At 62.3% G+C, this 16094-nt stretch carries 16 protein-coding genes; 8 read left to right on the top strand and 8 right to left on the bottom strand.

Annotation, left to right across the window (positions count from 1 at the left end):
- Positions 1 to 12: 12 nt before the first annotated feature.
- From B5M41_RS21905 to B5M41_RS21895, 3 genes are read right to left on the bottom strand one after another with little or no spacing between them, the layout of a single operon-like run.
- Complete coding sequence (locus tag B5M41_RS21905; RefSeq protein WP_134650577.1) at positions 13 to 1224, bottom strand: CaiB/BaiF CoA transferase family protein; 1212 nt, start codon at positions 1222 to 1224, stop codon at positions 13 to 15.
- Between the two features lie 2 nt (positions 1225 to 1226).
- Positions 1227 to 2027, bottom strand: a complete 801-nt coding sequence (locus tag B5M41_RS21900) for a CoA-transferase subunit beta (RefSeq protein WP_134650576.1) — start codon at positions 2025 to 2027, stop codon at positions 1227 to 1229.
- 3 nt (positions 2028 to 2030) lie between these two features.
- Positions 2031 to 2924, bottom strand: coding sequence for a CoA transferase subunit A (locus B5M41_RS21895; protein WP_167719268.1), 894 nt, complete (start codon positions 2922 to 2924; stop codon positions 2031 to 2033).
- A gap of 128 nt (positions 2925 to 3052) precedes the next feature.
- On the opposite strand from B5M41_RS21895, the gene B5M41_RS21890 reads away from it, so the two are divergent.
- Entirely contained in the window at positions 3053 to 3844 is a 792-nt protein-coding gene (locus B5M41_RS21890; RefSeq protein WP_167719265.1) for a shikimate dehydrogenase family protein, read from the top strand.
- A gap of 14 nt (positions 3845 to 3858) precedes the next feature.
- Here B5M41_RS21890 and B5M41_RS21885 read toward each other — a convergent pair whose 3' ends face one another.
- The 4 genes from B5M41_RS21885 to B5M41_RS21870 are packed head-to-tail and all read right to left on the bottom strand — an operon-like array spanning position 3859 to position 7576.
- Positions 3859 to 4608, bottom strand: coding sequence for an ATP-binding cassette domain-containing protein (locus B5M41_RS21885; RefSeq protein WP_134650573.1), 750 nt, complete (start codon positions 4606 to 4608; stop codon positions 3859 to 3861).
- 50 nt (positions 4609 to 4658) lie between these two features.
- Positions 4659 to 5576: a substrate-binding domain-containing protein gene (locus B5M41_RS21880; protein ID WP_167719259.1), complete on the bottom strand. Its 918-nt coding sequence runs from the start codon at positions 5574 to 5576 to the stop codon at positions 4659 to 4661.
- A 58-nt stretch (positions 5577 to 5634) separates the two neighbouring features.
- Positions 5635 to 6642 (bottom strand): ABC transporter permease, encoded by a 1008-nt coding sequence (locus B5M41_RS21875; RefSeq protein WP_134650571.1) that lies wholly within the window; start codon positions 6640 to 6642, stop codon positions 5635 to 5637.
- 10 nt (positions 6643 to 6652) lie between these two features.
- Positions 6653 to 7576, bottom strand: coding sequence for a MaoC/PaaZ C-terminal domain-containing protein (locus B5M41_RS21870; RefSeq protein WP_167719257.1), 924 nt, complete (start codon positions 7574 to 7576; stop codon positions 6653 to 6655).
- 249 nt (positions 7577 to 7825) lie between these two features.
- Between B5M41_RS21870 and B5M41_RS21865 the strand changes: the two genes are divergently transcribed.
- Both B5M41_RS21865 and B5M41_RS21860 read left to right on the top strand, forming a co-directional pair.
- Positions 7826 to 8923 (top strand): LacI family DNA-binding transcriptional regulator, encoded by a 1098-nt coding sequence (locus B5M41_RS21865; RefSeq protein WP_167719254.1) that lies wholly within the window; start codon positions 7826 to 7828, stop codon positions 8921 to 8923.
- 12 nt (positions 8924 to 8935) lie between these two features.
- Positions 8936 to 10114 carry a CaiB/BaiF CoA transferase family protein gene (locus B5M41_RS21860; protein ID WP_134650568.1) on the top strand — a complete coding sequence of 393 codons (1179 nt, stop codon included), beginning with the start codon at positions 8936 to 8938 and terminating at the stop codon, positions 10112 to 10114.
- 8 nt (positions 10115 to 10122) lie between these two features.
- Here B5M41_RS21860 and B5M41_RS21855 read toward each other — a convergent pair whose 3' ends face one another.
- Complete coding sequence (locus tag B5M41_RS21855; RefSeq protein WP_167719251.1) at positions 10123 to 11178, bottom strand: LacI family DNA-binding transcriptional regulator; 1056 nt, start codon at positions 11176 to 11178, stop codon at positions 10123 to 10125.
- Positions 11179 to 11368: 190 nt separating this feature from the next.
- Between B5M41_RS21855 and B5M41_RS21850 the strand changes: the two genes are divergently transcribed.
- The 5 genes from B5M41_RS21850 to B5M41_RS21830 all read left to right on the top strand — a co-directional run bounded on the left by B5M41_RS21850 (position 11369) and on the right by B5M41_RS21830 (position 16077).
- Positions 11369 to 12268: a CoA transferase subunit A gene (locus B5M41_RS21850; RefSeq protein WP_167719248.1), complete on the top strand. Its 900-nt coding sequence runs from the start codon at positions 11369 to 11371 to the stop codon at positions 12266 to 12268.
- Positions 12265 to 13089 (top strand): CoA-transferase, encoded by an 825-nt coding sequence (locus tag B5M41_RS21845; RefSeq protein WP_134650565.1) that lies wholly within the window; start codon positions 12265 to 12267, stop codon positions 13087 to 13089. The genes B5M41_RS21850 and B5M41_RS21845 overlap by 4 nt, the downstream gene beginning before the upstream one ends.
- Before the next feature lie 26 nt (positions 13090 to 13115).
- Positions 13116 to 14108 (top strand): ABC transporter permease, encoded by a 993-nt coding sequence (locus B5M41_RS21840; RefSeq protein WP_134650564.1) that lies wholly within the window; start codon positions 13116 to 13118, stop codon positions 14106 to 14108.
- A gap of 43 nt (positions 14109 to 14151) precedes the next feature.
- On the top strand, positions 14152 to 15189 hold the full coding sequence (locus tag B5M41_RS21835; protein WP_134650563.1) for a substrate-binding domain-containing protein: 1038 nt from the start codon (positions 14152 to 14154) through the stop codon (positions 15187 to 15189).
- A 69-nt stretch (positions 15190 to 15258) separates the two neighbouring features.
- On the top strand, positions 15259 to 16077 hold the full coding sequence (locus tag B5M41_RS21830; protein WP_167719245.1) for an ATP-binding cassette domain-containing protein: 819 nt from the start codon (positions 15259 to 15261) through the stop codon (positions 16075 to 16077).
- Positions 16078 to 16094 lie beyond the last annotated feature (17 nt).

Raw genomic sequence — 16094 nt, 5'->3', positions numbered from 1 at the left:
GGATGAAGTCTGTCAGATGACCGTCGCCGCACGCAGCTTGCCGATGTCCTCGTCGGGCATTGACAGCCACTCGTGCAGCACTTGGTCGGAATGTTCGCCAAGCATCGGCGGCGGCAGCCGAACGGCCGTCGGCGTGGTGCCAAGGCCGACCGGCGGCCCCTGCATCGGCACCACACCAGCCTTGGGATGAACGATATCCACGATGTGTCCGGCCTCGCGCATGTACGGGTCGTTGGCGACCTCCTCGACGGTGCGGATGCGCGCGGAGGGAAGCTCCGCGGCACGCAAGGCTGCAAGCACCTCGTCCGCGTTGTGCGTGCCGATCCAATCGGCAGCGATCGCCTCGATCGCCTCCACGTTGACCATGCGGTTTTCAAGCGTCGCGAAACGCGGATCCTCCAACAGCTCGGGTCGGCCGATCATCTTCACGAAGCGCGGGAAATGGGCGTTGTTGCCGGCAACCATGTGGATCCACACGTCGTCCTTGGCGCGAAACGTATTGGCGGGCGCCGCATAGCGGTCGCGGTTCCCAGCCCGCGTCATGCGCCGACCGTTCACCAGGAATTCCGGGATCGCCGTCATCAGCATGGAGGTGGCACCGCCGATCAGGCTGACATCGACCACCTGCCCCTCGCCCGTCCTGGTACGGTGGTTGAGGGCAGCAAGAATGCCGATCGTCGCATGCAGCGCGGTCGCGTAATCGACGAGGAAGGTGCCGGCCATCATCGGCCCACCCTTCGGATCGCCCGTCAGGTCCATAAAACCGGTAATCGCCTGGGCGATGCCGTCGAAGCAGGGCTCCGCTGAAAGGCTGTTGTTCTGACCGAAGCCCGAAAGCCGTGCCATCACGAGCTTCGGATTGATCTTGTGCAGGTCCTCCCAGCCACAGCCCATCTTCTCCATCGTGCCGGGCCGGAAGTTCTCGACCAGCACATCCGCTTCCAGCACGAGACGGCGCAGCAGATCCTGCGCCTCCGGATTGCGGAAGTTGAGCGTCAGGCTGCGCTTGTTGCGGTTGAACATCATGAAATAGATGCTCTCGCCGGCAATGTACGGACCGAGCGAGCGGGTGTCGTCGCCGGCGTACGTGCGCTCGACCTTGACGACGTCAGCACCGAGATCGCCAAGAAGCATGGCGCAGTGGGGACCCGCGATGAACCTTGAGAGATCCAGCACTTTAATGCCGGATAGGGACGAGACCGTGGGGGATGAGGATGCTTGCATGGTCAGACTTTGAGCAGGATACGGTTGGGGTCGATGTCTTTGCGGATGCGGGCGAGCTCTTCCGCGGTCGGCGCCTCGGTTTCCGGAATCGTTTCGGGGACGAGCGGCACGAAGGACATGGCGGCCAGCACCTCGTCCTTCGTCACCCCCGGATGCAACGATCTCAGCCGCATTTCGCGGGTATCCTCGGCAAAATCGAAGATCGCCTTATCCGTTACGACCAGTGCGGGTCCGCCCTCGCCGAGCCCGGCCTCGCGCCGGCTGTTACCGCCGGACAGGTGGCCGGCGCTGGTGATGAAATCGACCTTCTCGACGAAGCTGCGCGCATCGAGGTCCATCAGCAGGATCGGCCGGCGCACGAAGGCGAAATGCTCGGGCTGTGCAAGGCTGCCGACAAGGCGGACCTTCGGCTTGCGATAGTCGCCAATCGCCGTGATGTTCATGTTCCCGTAGCGGTCGAGCTGGGCGGCCGAATTGAAGGACACGTCGAACTTGCGCCGCGCCAGCATGTCACATTTCACGCCGGTATCCGGCGGGCATGCAGCGGCGTGCCACTGCGTGAAGGCATCCTGCGTGAAGTGCTCGGGGATCACCGACAGATCCGGCTCCAGCAGGTTGCCCCAGTAGACGGCGGCACCCGGCGCATGCCCCATCTGCGCGAGACGCGCGGCCGCCAGCGGCATGCCGACAGCGAGCGTGAAAGCCCGGCCGTTCGTGCCGACGCCGACGAAGCAGAGATCGTCATCCTGAATCTGGCGGGCGAGATAGGCGGTGATCAGTTCATTGTTGGAATAGGTCGCCATGACTTATGCCCTCCCCTTGACGTTGAGCGCCGAGAGCGCGGAAAGACCCCCGCATTTCTCGATATAGGCCGCATGTTCGCGCAGCCCGTGGGCGAACTCATCGAGATAGGCCTTGACGCCATCAGCGGTCTTCGAACGGGCGATGTAGTCGCTCATATGCGCATCGTCTTCGTCGTAGAGCGTGTCGCAGGCGGCGGGATGCGCCCCGTAGGGCACCTCGACAATTGCCTCCACCCAGTTGCCGGGAATGTATGTCAGTGACGGCTGCTTCTTGATTTCATCGTGGGGCACGATCTTCTCGACCGTCACGATAAGACGCCTGGCGCCGGCCGCCATCGGCTGGTCCATGTCGTCCGTGTCGCGCACGACCGGCCACTGCACATTGCCGTATTTGTCGCCCGCATAGCCGTGGATGATCGTGAACTCGGGTTCGGCGGCAGCGATCGCCTGAAGCTTCTCGCCGGTGAAGGGGCAATCGAAGGTGCGGATCTGCTCGGGGTTCACCTTGGCGAGATCGGAGCCGAACAGCGTGCGGATCGGCAGGAAGGGCATGCCCTGGGCGGCCGCGCGCAGGCGCGCCACCATGGCCGTTTCGGAGAAGTCACGCACCTCGATTCGACCGCTTTCGACGGCACGGCGGAAGTTCGGCGCAAGCCCGTAGTTGAACAGGCCGACATAGATGCCTTCCCAGCGGCGGATCGCGTCGGCCGCGGCAAGCAGATCGATCGCCGTCGTGCCGGCCCAGCTCAGCACCGTGAGATCGCGCACTTTGTTGCGGATCAGCTGGCGCACGGCGGCATTGGGTTGACGGCGCAACAGGCTGCCGCCGATCATCACCGTCGAGCCCGACACGATCGGAGACAGAGCGTTCTCCAGGGTCGTCAATTTCTCTTTCAAAATGCAGTCCTCCCGATAGGTGCGATCGGGTATAAAAACGTTTCTGGAAAATGGCAACGAAAAACGTTTCTCGTTTTCTGTTTTTCTGTTACCCCGATATCCGTCGAAGTTTTAAGCGGAGGAACGACGTGAGCGACGAACACAGACTTTTTGGCCTTGTCGGCTATCCAATCACCTTCGTGCGCTCGCCTGGCATCCTGAATGCCTACCTTGCGCAACACGGCCTGCCCGGCCGCATGGTTCCCTTCGGCATCCGGCCGGAGGCGCTGGAAACGGCGCTTGCCGGGTTGCGCCACCTCGAAAACCTCCGGGGCTTCTTCGTCACCATGCCGTTCAAGGAGCGTATCCTGCCGCTTCTCGACAACCTGAGCGAAACGGCGCGTATTTCCGGTGCGGTCAATGTCGTTCGCCGGACGCCGGACGGGAAGTTCTCCGGCCACCAACTCGATGGTGCCGGTTTCGTCGGCGCGATGAACGAAGCGGGCGTTCGAATTGCTGGCGCCTCGGCCTATGTCGCCGGTGCCGGAGGCGTCAGCGCCGGCATATGCTGCGCGCTGGCCGAAGCCGGAATTGGCCGCATCGCCCTCGTCAACCGCAACCGCGACCGTGCGGAAAAGCTCGCGGACCGGCTGCGCGGTGCTTTTCCGAAAACGGTCTTCTGCGCGACGGACAGCCGGCCCGGCGAGGAGATCGACATCGTCATCAACGCCACCAGCCTCGGCATGTCCCCGGACGATCCGCTGCCAGTCGATCTTGCGGGCACATCGCGCGGCATCTTCGTCGGCGATGTGGTGAATGTGCCCCATATGACGCCTCTTTTGGAAACGGCCGAAGCGCGCGACTGCCGCACGCAGCATGGCAAAGCCATGTTCGGCCCGCAGATCGAGCTTGCGCTGCGCTTCTACGAAGACGGCTTGTAACCCTCTGATCGTGCTCAATGCGCAACCAGATTGCCGCCGGTGATGAGCTTGACGATATCGTCGGGATCGGTCTCCGCCTTCTTTCGCACCCCGGCCGTCTGGCCCTGCCGCAACACATGGATGCGGTCGCAGACCTCGAAGATGTGATGCAGGTTGTGGCTGATCAGGATGATCGAGAAGCCGCGCGAACGCAGGTCTTTGATCAGCGACAGGACCTTTTCCTGCTCGGGCACGCCGAGTGCCGCCGTCGGTTCGTCCAGGATGACGACCTTGCGGCCGAAGGCGACGGCGCGTGCGATAGCGACGCTCTGGCGCTGGCCCCCGGACATGCCCTTCACCGTGAACTGCGTCGACTGGATGTGAATGTTCAGCGATTTCAGCAGCGCCTTCGAGCGGCTGTGCATCTCCTCCGCCTTGAGGAATTTCGCCCCGAGAATGTTGCGAACGGACTCGCGTCCCGCGAAGATGTTTTCCGCAACATTGGAATCATCGAAGAGTGCCAGGTCCTGGTAGACCGTCTCTATGCCGAGCTGGCGGGCGTCCTCCGGCTTGCGCACCGTCACCTCGCGGCCCTCGAAAAAAATCTGGCCGCTATCGGCGGGTTGCGCGCCGGAGATGATCTTGATGAGGGTCGATTTTCCCGCGCCATTGTCCCCGGCCAGCGCGAGGACCTCGGATTCATGGAGTTCGAAATCGATGTCGGACAAGGCGCGAACAGCGCCGAACGACTTGCAGATCTTGTTCAGTTTCAGCAATGGGGTCATCACGCATATCCTCTGGGCGGTCGAGGGGCAGCCCCCTCGACCGCGACCGATTATTTGCAGTAGGTGTCGTGCGTTTCCTTGGTGATCATCGGCGTATCGAGGAAGGTCATCTTCTCGACCGTCTCACCGGCAAGCACCTTCATCGCAAGGTCGAGCGATTCCGGGAACATTGTGGGGTAATAGACCGAACCCGTCAGCCGGCCTGAGGCGACGCCCTCGCAACCCTCCTTCGCACCGTCCATGCCGACGGTGGCGACGCCTTCAAGACGCTGTTCCTCCAGCACTTGCGCCGCACCCATCGCCATCGTGTCATTGTGCGCGAAGACGGCCTTCACGTCGCGATGCGCGGTCACGGCGTCTTCCATCGCCGCCACGGCTTCCTGCAAACGGTAATGACCAACATAGGAGACGACCGTGATGCCCGGATGCTTGGCCATTTCCTCCTCGAAGCCCTGCTTGCGATCGACAGTCGCGGATGCTCCGGGCGTTCCTTCGAGCTGGATAACCTTGCCCTCCTCGCCGATCTTCTCAATGACGAAGCGGGCTGCGACGCGGCCCATCTCGATATTGTCGGACCCGATGAAGGCCGCGAAATCCGTTTCCGGCACGTCGAGCTTGCGGTCAAAGATGATCAGCGGGACGTTGGCGCGCTTGGCGGCATCGGCGATCGGTGCCAGTGCCTTGGAATCGTTCGGCGACAGGACGACTGCCGAGATATGACGGGTGATCAGGTCTTCGACGCCCGAAAGCTGGGTCGCGCTGTCACGGCGGCCATCGACGATCGTTAGCTTCACATCCGGATGCTCGGCGCCCCAATCCTTGGCCCGCTCGATACCGCCCACGCGGTAGGGATGCTCGAGGTTCGGCTGTGCAATGCCGATCTCAACCTGTTGCGCGCTTGCGGCAACCGGTGCGGCGAACACCGTGCCGGCCAGCATCGCGATACGAAACATCTGTCTGCAAGTCATGGTTTCCTCCCTATCGACTTGGTCCGGCGCGTGCCGGAATCTCATTGTGATTTCTGCATCACCTGCGTGCCCGGCTCTTTGCTTCCCGTCGGATGCTGAACATCACGGCCACGACAATGATCACGCCGCGCGCAAAGTCCTGCGCATAGGGCGAGACGGAGAGCAGGTTCAGGATGTTGTAGGTGAGCCCGATCACCATCAGCCCGACGAAGGTGAGCAGAATGCTGCCCACGCCGCCGACGAAGGGCGTGCCGCCGATGACAACAGCGGCAATGCCGGAAAGTTCGAAGAGCATGCCGCCTGTCGGCTCGCCGACACCGAGACGTCCGAGAAACAGCAGCCCCGCCATGGCTGCCAGCACGCCGTGCAGCGTGTAGACGCTGCGGATGACGCCTTCGACCTGGATGCCGGAGCGGTGCGCCCCAACCGGATTGTCGCCCACGAGGCAGACATGCCGGCCATAGACCGTGTATTTCAGCACCACGGCTGCCGTGATAAAGACGATCCCCGTCAGCAGCACCGGCATGGGGATCGGGCCGAGATAGCCGCGGCCGAAGGCGAAGACGAATTCTGGCGCCAGATCAGCCGTCAGAGTGCGCCCTTCGCTGAGAATAAGCGCAAGCCCGCGCGCGGCTGTCATCATGCCCAGGGTCGCAACAAAGGGCGGCACCTTGCCCCAGGTGATGAGAGCGCCGTTGATGTAGCCGCAGACAGCACCGACGAGGATCACCACAGCAATCATGCCGGCCGACCCGACGATGGGCGCAGCGAGCGCGCCGACCACCGTAGCGAGCGCGAGAACCGCTCCACCCGACAGATCGATGCCGCCGGAGATGATGACATATGTGAGGCCGATGGCGATCAGCCCAACCATAGTCCATTGCCGGAGCACATTGAAGATGTTGTCGACCGTCAGGAAATACGGCGACAGGAAAGTGGAGATGATGATGAGCGCGAGAAGGCCGGTCACCGCGATGTTGCGCAGCATCAGGTCCTTGGCTCCCGCCACGAGATTCCCTTTGGCGAACATGGGCGTTCTTTCGCTGAGATTGCGTCCGTCAGACATGTTTGGCTCCTCAGTCGCCGACCTTCGCCGATGCCCAGCCCGCAGCCGTCATCAGCCCATCCTGGTTGCGGGTCCATACTTCGAGCTCGAGGCGACCGTCGTCGGTACGACCGGTAACGACCCCGTGGGTCGTCAGCTCGTCGCCGGCGTAAACCGGCTGCAGATAGACGTTCTTCATCCACCCGGAGGAGAACCAGGCAGCCGGACCGAAGAAATCGGCCAGCATCTGCGACATCCAGCAGGTCGTCTGCACGCCCTGCGCGAGGCGGGCACGAAACCCGGCGGCGCTGGAGACGTTGTCGTCCGTGTGAATGTTGTGCCGATTGAAATGGATACCGGAGAATACCGCCATCTCGTCGTTGTGCGCGGTCTTCTTCAAGGAAGGGATCGGTGTGCCGGCGGCAATGTCCAGGCTTGCACGGGCAATGGGAGAAACGTTTTTGGAAATCACCCCGGAAACACGCCCCGTTGCGGGTGGCGAGCTGCCCTCGCCCATGCGGATTCCCTCCGGAATGCGCATGATCTCCGTCGACTTCTGCCGCACCAGCAGGCGGCCGCTCTCGTCATGCACGCTGACATCGAGGACGCAATAGCCCTTGCCGCGCCGCTCGTATTTGTCGACATATTCTCCGGTAAGCGTGACCTTCCCGCCGAAGGGCACCGGCGCATGATACCAGAGCTCCTCGGACTGGTGCAGGCCGACCACGGTGTTGGGATTGTACTTTGTCAAAAACAGCGCAACCCCGTCGCGAACCAGCGCTGCCGAGGGGACGATACGATAGCCGATCGCCGGATCGGCATTGGTATAGCAGTCGGAGTAGTCAGACAGCGAAAAGCACGCCGAGCGCAGATAATGCTCGTCCATCTCGATGACCTGCGGGCCGAATGTCTCGCCCACCTCGACGGATTCGAAGGTCGGATCCTTATATTGCATTGAGTTCCTCACCGATATCTTCGCCGGCCCTGCCGGCATACTCAAGACGGCCGCAGGCATGCAGCGACACGCGCCATGCGGGCGCATCACGGGACATGTCGTTTACCGGAAATCTTCTCCCAGCTCCGAGAGTTTCATATAAAAACGTTTCTGCAAACGTTTTTATTGGGCATACTGCAAAAACCATCAGCGGGAGGAGCAAGGATGGGGGAAAGACGGCGAACAAGACGCGGTATTACGATTGTCGATGTGGCGGACGCCCTGGGCGTCGCACCGTCGACTGTTTCGAACGCCCTGCATGACAAGGATATTGTCGCGCCGCGCACCAAGGCGCGCGTTCTCGCCATGGCGAGAGAGATGAACTACCAGGCGTCGGCTGCCGCGCGCGCGCTCGTGACGCGCCAGTCGTCGTCCGTCGGCGTCATCCTGCCCGATTTCGCCAATCCGGTCTTCAACGAGATCATCAGCGGCCTGAATGCCGTTCTCGTCCGGGCCGGTTACGCCACGCTTGTCGCCAGCACGTCGAACGACGGCCGGACATGCAAGGCGGCGATCCACGCTTTTGTGAAACGCGACGTCGATGCGATCGTCGTCATTTCCCAGAGCCTGGATGTCGACGAGACGGCGCAGCTCGCCGGATGCGGCCTGCCGGTAATTCTCGTGCACCGTACACCGGCCGACTGGCAGACGACGCATGCGCCGAGCTCCAGCTTCGACTATGTTGGCATGGACAATGCCGCCGGCGTGCGTGCGCTGGTCGAGCATCTCGCAGCGTTGGGCCACCGGCGCATCGGCTTCATTACCGGCCCGCTGCAATCGTCCGCCGCATGCGAACGCACGGATGGCTTCAGGCATGCGGTAGCGGCGCTGGGGCTCGATGAAGATCTGCGCCTCGTCACGGAAGGAAGCTATGACTTCATCTCCGGCATGCGCGGCGCGCGTGAGCTGCTTTCGCTGCCGCAGCGGCCGACGGCGGTCATCGCCGCCAATGACCTGATGGCATTCGGAACCATGGACGTCGCCCAGCAGATGGGCCTTGCCGTTCCGCAAAACCTTTCGATCGTCGGCGTGGACGATGTCTTCTTTTCCGCATTCCCGATGATCTCGCTAACGACCGCCCGCCAGCCGGCGATCGAGATCGGCGGAAGCGTGGGCGAACGTCTGCTGGAACGCTTTTCGAACGATGCGCTCTGCCCGATCGCTGTCACGCTTCCGGTCGAGGTTATCGTTCGCCATTCCACCGCACCCGTGCCCGTCATCGTCAACCCCGGAAGGCCGCTCTCGGTCGAGAGCCTTGAGGCGTACCTCGCGAGCCGTTGGAAACCGTCCACCATCATCGTTGCATAGACTGGAGCAGACATGACCTCTACCCCGCCGCTCGCCGGCCTTCGCGTTCTCGATCTTTCCCGCTTCATCGCTGGTCCCTTCTGCGCCATGCAGCTCGGCGATATGGGTGCCGACGTGGTGAAGGTCGAGAAGCGCGGTACCGGAGACGACACACGCCTCAACCAGCCGAAAATCGCCGGCGAGAGCACCTATTTCCTGTCGTTCAACCGCAACAAGCGCAGCGTCGATCTCGATTTCCGCGATCCGGTCGATCAGGAGACGCTACGCCGGCTCGCCGCCACGGCCGATGTCCTCATAGAGAACTTCCGCCCCGGCACGCTCGAAAAGATGGGCTGTGGCTGGGACGTGCTGTCGGCCATCAATCCCCGCCTGATCCTCGTGCGCATTTCCGGCTTCGGCCAGGATGGCCCCTTTGCCAATCGCGCCTGCTTCGATGTCATCGCCCAGGCCATGGGTGGCATCATGAATCTGACCGGTCAACCCGACGGGCCGCCCACCATGGCCGGCACCTTCATGGTCGATTACTCGACCGCCCTCTATGCCACGATCGGCACGCTCTGTGCACTGGAAGCCCGACGCCAGACCGGCAAGGGCCAAGTCGTCGAAACGAGCCTGCTGGAAACGAGCGCCAGCCTGCTGATGAGCGCCATTCCCGATTTCAAGCAGCTCGGCCAGTCGATGACGCGCATGGGCAGCCGGGACCGCTACACCGCTCCGGTCAACAGCTTCCAGTGCAGCGACGAAGAATGGGTCTACCTCTCCGCCGGCACCAATTCGCTTTTCCGCCGTTTCGTGGCGACCGCCGACCTCGCCCATCTTCTTGATGACCCGCGCTTTGCAACCGCCGATGCCCGCCTGGCAAACCAGGAGGCGATAGAGGCGATTGTCCAGCAGTGGGTAGGCCTGCATTCCTCTAGCGCCGTCGTAGAAGCAATGGAGAAGGCCGGCGTGCCCTGTGCCAAGGTCGCAGGTATCGGCGAGGTGACCGAAAATCCGCAATTGCGCTATCGCCGGCAGATCATCGATATCGACCATCCGACGGTCGGCACCTACACGACCCATGGCGTGACCGTGACGCTGCATGACACACCCGGCCGCATCGCCCGTCCGGCGCCCTTGCTCGGAGAACATACAGACGAAGTCCTCAAGGAGTGGCTGGTGGAAGCACCATCGACAAGGCAGGCGGGATGAAGGAAGCGCTATCCCTTCCGCACAGGCCCGGTCGTATGACGGATACGCAGCTCGGTCGGCAGAATGACCTTGCGCCCCGGCGCGTCCGGCGCGCCCAGCCTTTCGAGAAGCAGCTTGCCGGCCGCCCGCCCGAGGTGGCGCTTCGGCTGATTGACGGTGGTCAGTCCCTCGACCTTCAGGGCTTCGGTTTCCATCAGGCTGGAGTCGAACATGTCGTCGAAGCCGGTGACGGATATATCGGCGGGCGTGTTGAGCCCGATGCTGTGGAGGTAGCCGACGATACCGAGTGCGACGAAGTCGTTTGCCGCAAGGATCGCCGTCGGTCGCGGCGTCACGGCCATAAAGGCTTCTGCCGCCTTCGCACCGCTTTCCTTGTAATAGTTGCCAGCGAAGACCAACCGTTCGTCCACCTCCAGCCCGCACGCCGCCATGGAGACACGGAAATGGGCGAGGCGCTCGCGCGACGTGGAGGAATGCGACGGGCCGGAAACATAGGCGATGCGCTGGTGGCCGAGGCCGCGAAGATGAGTGAGCAGAAGCTCGATGCCTTGCTCGTTGTCCGGGCCGACATAGTCGACGCCCTCATAGGGCCGCCGGTTGACGAAGACGCAGGGCGGTCCATGCTCGAGCAGTTTCAAGGTCTCGTCCGCGAGCGTCTGCGACACCATGACGATGCCGTCCACCTGCCGGTCGAGCAGCGACCGCACGATCGCCACCTGCTTTTGCGGATCTTCGTCGGTATTGGACAGAAAGATCGTATGGCCGTCGCTGGAGACGATCTCGTCGATGCCCTTCACGATCTGCGGAAAGATCGGATTCGTTATATCGGCGATCAGCACGCCGACAGACGATGTGCGCTGCGTTCTGAGCGCCCGGGCGATCGTCGAAGTGCGATATCCAAGCCTGTCGGCCGTCTCCTGGATAAGCCGCCTGCGATCGAGATCGACGTAACCCTTGCCGGAAAGCGCGCGCGCCACCGTCGCGCGGGAAAGCCCACACTCCCTTGCGATGTCGATCAACGTCGGCCGTCTGGCCGAAGGAATTGGAACGACGCGTTCCACCATCAAGCGAACCTCTCCGCACAAATTCTGTGCAACTCCAATCACGCTTTGAGAAAGATGGCAACCGCGGCGGTTGACAAGCTCTCCAACTTGTGAGATCGATCCCATATGAGATCGATCTCACAGTAGTGTTTTTCGTTGTTGAGATCAATCCGGCACAGGGCCGTCGAGGAGGATGGCCAGGAGGAAATCCGTGGGACGAACGTCCAAACTGACCTCGCTGCAGGAAGCTGCGGCGATCGTGAAGGATGGCCAGCGCCTGACGCTCGGGGGCTTTGCGATCTATCAACGACCGATGGCCTTCGCGCGGGAACTCGTGCGCCAGGGCCGCCGTGACCTGACGATCGTGGGCGTCGTAAACGCCATCGAGGCGGACCTGCTGATCGGCGCGGGCTGTGTCTCGCGCATCGAGACATCCTATGTCGGTCTCGAAAAATTCGGCCTCGCCCGCAACTTCCGCCGTGCGGCGGAGGCAGGTACGCTCGATACGGTCGACTATCCGGAACTGATCGCGTGGGACCGCTTTCGCGCCAGCCAGGAGGGAATCCCCTTCTGGCCGTGCACCTTTCTCGGCGGCAGCGGCATCGTCGAGTACAACAAGGACATCGTCCCGTTCGATTGCCCCGTGACCGGCGCCAGGCTTTGGGCCGTCCCGCCGGCAGCACCTGATGTGGTCGTGGTGCACGCCGTCATGGGCGACGAATATGGCAACGTCGCCTTCCATGACCGCAAGATGCTGCCGCAAAGCGTCGACATCACGCATACGCGGTCTTGCGACACCATTATCGTGACCGTCGAAAAAATCGTTTCTGGAAGAGAAATGCGCAAGCGGCCCGACCTCGTCGAAATCCCTGCGCTGCGCACTACCCATATCGTTGAAGTGCCTTTCGGCGCGCATCCAACATCGCTGCTCGGTATTTACGACTGTGACGAGGACGCCTTCCGCGACTATGCGACAGCCTCCGGCACACCGGAGACGTTCGCGGACTATCTCGATAGCACTGTTCATCCACCGGGTGGTCATGCCGGCTATCTCGAAGCCCTTGGTGTCGAGCGCCTGCTTGCCCTTCGCAATGTGGAGCTCCCAGCATGAGCACCCTTCCCTATACGATCGAGGAACTGATCACCGTCGTGCTCGCCAAGAGCTTCAAGGACGGCGAAGTCGGCTTCACGGGCCTTGCGACCGGCGGCGCGGCGGCACTCTACATCACCGGTATCCCGCTTGCCGCGATGGAGTTCGCCCGTCAGACGCATGCCCCGAACCTGACGATTCTGCTTGCCGGCTGGTCGATAAACCCGGTTTTCTCTGAAATCCGCGAACTGCCCTCGGCGGAATTCGACAGCGGGCTTCAAAACCTGCCCTGCGAAGCGCAGATGGAGACCTATCCCGGCCCTTATGCGGTGCGCCGCGGCGACGTGGATTTCGGCTTCGGCTCGGGCGTCCAGGTCGATCGCGCCGGCAACATCAACAGCACCTGTGTCGGCGACTTCAACAAGCCGAAGGTTCGCCTCGTCGGCTCGATCCTGCTGCCTGAGCATATGACCTGCTTCCGCCGCGAATACATCATGATGCCGCACCATGAGGTGCGCAGCTTCGTCGAGAAGGTCGATTATGTTTCAGGCGTCGGCTATCCGGGCGGAGACGCGGGTCGCCAGGCGCTTGGCCTGACAATGGGCGGCCCGGAATGGATCGTCACGCCCAAATGCATCTTCGAATTCGACCGCGCCGCCGGCCAAGCCCGGCTGCGCAGCATCCACCCGGGTATAGACCCGCACGACGTCCTCAACTCGACCGGCTTTGCCATCGATACGGACGGCATTCCCACGACACAGGCCCCGACGACTGAGGAACTGGCGATCCTGCGGCGCAAGGTCGATCCACATCACGCCCTCATCCCACACGGCGGCGAATGACACTTTCTTGAGGAGCTGAGAACATCATGTCCAACGTCGAGATCGGTTCGAAGCCGGTGGCGAAATCGTCATCCACCACAAACCTGCGCACGGCCGGGCTGTTCCTTTTGAACTATAGCCACGTCATCACCTTCCTTGTCTTGGTGATCGCCGCGAGCATCGCCTCGCCGCACTTCCTGAATTCGACGAACATCCTGAATGTCGTGCGCGGCGCAAGCATGGTGGGCGTGGTCGCGATCGGCATGACCGTCGTCATCCTGTGCCGCGGCATCGACCTTTCCGCCGGCTCGCTGGTCGGCGTTGCGGCGGTGACGGCGGCTGCACTTGCCGGCAGCGGTTCGCCGATTGCCTGGGGCGTGGCCCTTGTGGTCACGACAGCGCTCGGCGTCGTCAACGGCGTCCTCATCACCAAGCTGAAGCTCCAGCCTTTCATCGCTACGCTGGCCATGATGATCTTCGCCCGCGGCTGCATCTATCTCTATTCGGATGGCGGCGACATCTATGCGCAAGGCGCTGACGCGGCCTTCCGTTGGCTCGGCTCCGGCTACATCTGGGTTGTACCGGTACCCGTCGTGCTCTTCGTCGCTCTCTGGGCAGCACTCGCCTACGTCATGAAACACACCCGCTGGGGCCGTCACGTCTATGCCGTCGGCGCAAACGAGGATGCCGCTCGCGTGTACGGTATCGGCGTCGATCGCATCAAGATCCAGGTCTACGCGCTGTCAGGCCTGCTTGCGGGCATTGCCGGGCTCATTCTCGTCAGCCGCGTCAGCGTCGCCGAGCCGAATGCGGGCAACCTGTTCGAGCTTGACGCGATCGCCGCAACGCTGATCGGCGGCACGTCCTTCGACGGCGGCGTTGGTGCCGTCACCGGGACCATACTCGGCGTGCTGATCCTCGCCATCATCACGAACCTGCTCAACCTGCTCGGCGTGTCCCCCTTCGTCCAGATGCTGGCGATGGGCGTAATCATCGTCGTTGCCGTCGTCATCAGCGACATGCGCAACCGACAGCGCTGAACATCTGATTTTTCTTCGAAGGTCTAATGAGGAGGAGACTCGAATGACCAAGATCCTGACGCTGAAAGACGCATTGGCATTGAACCGCCGCAGCCTGTTGAAAGCGGGCCTTGGCGCGGCCGTCCTCGGCACGTTCGGTGCTCCCTACGTGGTGACGAGCGCGCGTGCCGAGCAGCCACTCGCCGGCAAGAAGATCGGCTTCTCGCAGTCCTACGCAACCGACGAGTGGCTGAAGGCCCAGCGGCAGGATCTCTTGGCGCAAGCCGAAAAGCATGGCTTCGAAGTCAGCGTCACCGACGCACGGGAAAACCCCGCGCAGGAAATCCGCAACCTCGAAGACCTCGCCGTGCGCGGCGTCGATACGGTTGTGATGATCACCTACTACGCCGAGGCGGTACAGCCGGGCGTCCAGGCTCTCAACGACGCCGGAATCCCAATCATCGTCATGAGTTCGGCGCTCGCCGGCGACGGCCAGTTCAATGCACATCTCGCCGCCGATACGTTCGGCACGGCACGCTCCGCTGGCGAATATTATCTGAAGGCGCTGAACGGCAGCGGCAAGGTCGCGCAGATCGAAGGTAAGCCCGGTTCGCTTGTCAATCAGGCACGCGGCAAGGGTTGGCGTGAAATCGTCGACGCCAACAGCGGCATAGAAGTCGTGGCACAGGGCATCGCCAATTACAGCCGCACCGAGGCCCTGACGCTGATGCAGGACTTCTTGCAGGCCAACAAGGAGATCGATGCCGTCTACTGCCACAACGACAACATGGCCAAGGGCGCTCTCCAGGCCATCGAGGAAGCCGGCCGGGCCAAGGAGATGTGGCTGACCGGTTACGACGCCATCACGACAGAAACGTTCGAGATGATCGCGGCCGACCGCCTGCGTGGTTCGTTCCTCTACCCGACCTTCGGTGCGGAAGCGATTGAGGTCGCCGCCGCCATCCTTCAGCAGAAGGACGTCAAGAAGGAGATCGTCTTCGCCTCGCCGATGGTGACGAAGGAAAACCTGTCGCAGTTCTTCGATGCCGACAAGAAGCTGCGCATCGTTCCTCCCGTCGACATGGCCGCCCTCGGCCTGTGACCTTCCAGGATGTGGCGGGCGTACGATGAGGCTACGCCCGCGCATAACAAGACAATAGAGGATTTTCCTATGAGCGTTCGCCAAGAGATGCAGCCCGCGGGCGCGGGTAGTGCAGCCATCGCCGCCCCCCTCGTCTCGATCCGTGGCCTTACGAAGCAATATGGCGGCCATGTCGCCAACAGCAATATCGATCTCGACATCTTCCCCAACGAGGTGATGGCTCTCGTTGGGGACAATGGCGCGGGAAAATCCACCTTTATCAAGATGATTTCCGGCGTCGTCACACCAACGAGCGGCACGATCCGCATTGCAGGCGAGCCCGTTTTCATGACGGCACCTTCCATCGCCCGCGAAAAGGGCATCGAAACACTGCACCAGAACCTTGCGCTGGTCGATGTCTTCACGCCGCAGGAAAACATCTTCATGGGACGTGAGATCCAGCGCCGCGTACTCGGCGCCATTCCCTCGCTCGACCACGCGGAAATGCGCCGCCAGACCATCTCGCTCTTCGAGGAGCTCGGTCTCAAGACGCCGGACATGACGAAGATGGTGCGCGCGCTTTCCGGCGGCCAACGCCAGGCGATCGGCATCGCACGCCTTCTGCTCGACCGCAACGTGAAACTCATTATCATGGATGAGCCGATGGCCGCGCTCGGCGTGGAAGAATCCCGCCTCGTGCTGGAACTCATCGAGCGACTGCGCGACAAGGGCTACGCCGTCTTTATCATCAGCCACAATCTTGAGCACGTCTTTCAGATCGCCGATCGCATTGCCGTGCTGAAGACCGGCCGCATGGTGGGTACGGTGCGCCGTGCGGACGTCGAGCACGACGAGGTCGTCTCCATGATCGTCGGTGGGCGTATGCCGCAACGGCTCACCAGCCATTAGGCGCAAGAAGCGCGTGA

This window comes from Shinella sumterensis (assembly GCF_004514425.2).
GTDB classification, from domain to species: Bacteria; Pseudomonadota; Alphaproteobacteria; order Rhizobiales; family Rhizobiaceae; genus Shinella; species Shinella sumterensis.
The sequence above is the reverse complement of the archived record's forward strand: the minus strand, read 5'-3'. Positions and strand labels throughout refer to the sequence as shown.